Here is a 684-nt window from a genome sequence, read left to right as displayed (position 1 = left end):
GATGTCGTCTTTGCCGTCGCCGTTGATGTCGCCGACGCGGGGTTGTTCGCCGCCGACGGCGAAGAGGTCGTGCCATTTTTGTGGTGGTCCGAAGGATGTGCCGTTGGAGAGGGCGACGATGACGTCGGAGGCGGTGGCGGGGCCTTGGGTGAAGGTGATGATGTCGTCGAGTCCGTCGCCGTTGACGTCGCCGATGGCGGGGAATTCTCCGCCGATGGAGAAGTAGTCGTGCCATTTGACGGCGGTGCCGGTGAAGGATGTGCCGGTGGAGAGGGCGACGTAGACGTCGGCGTTGGTGTCGTGGGTGAAGGTGATGATGTCGTCTTTGCCGTCGCCGTTGACGTCGCCGATGGCGGGTATTTCGGTGCCGGGGGCGAACCAGTCGTGCCATGTGGTGCTGGGGGCGAAGGTGGTGCCGGTGGAGAGGGCGACGTGGACGTCGGCGAGGGGGCTGTGGGTGAAGACGATGGCGTCGTCGCGGCCGTCGCCGTTGGCGTCGCCGGTGAGGGGTGTTTCGCCGGTGAGGGCGAACCAGTCGTGCCATTTGATGGTGGTGCCGGTGAAGGTGGTGCCGGTGGAGGTGGCGACGTAGGCGTCGGCGAGGGGGCTGTGGGTGAACGCGATGACGTCGTCGCGTCCGTCGCCGGTGAAGTCGGTGGGTGACCCACCAAAATACCGCGCGGC

At 66.2% G+C, this 684-nt stretch carries 1 protein-coding gene; it reads right to left on the bottom strand.

Annotated elements, in window-relative coordinates; all coding sequences use genetic code 11:
• Positions 1-684 (bottom strand): FG-GAP repeat domain-containing protein (locus tag ACLQ23_RS31575; RefSeq protein ID WP_425881538.1); only part of this gene is annotated, 684 nt, incomplete at both ends.

Source organism: Micromonospora sp. DT41 (assembly GCF_049841715.1).
In the GTDB taxonomy this organism is placed as follows: Bacteria; Actinomycetota; Actinomycetes; order Mycobacteriales; family Micromonosporaceae; genus Micromonospora; species Micromonospora profundi.
This window is presented reverse-complemented; position numbering and strand designations above follow the sequence as displayed.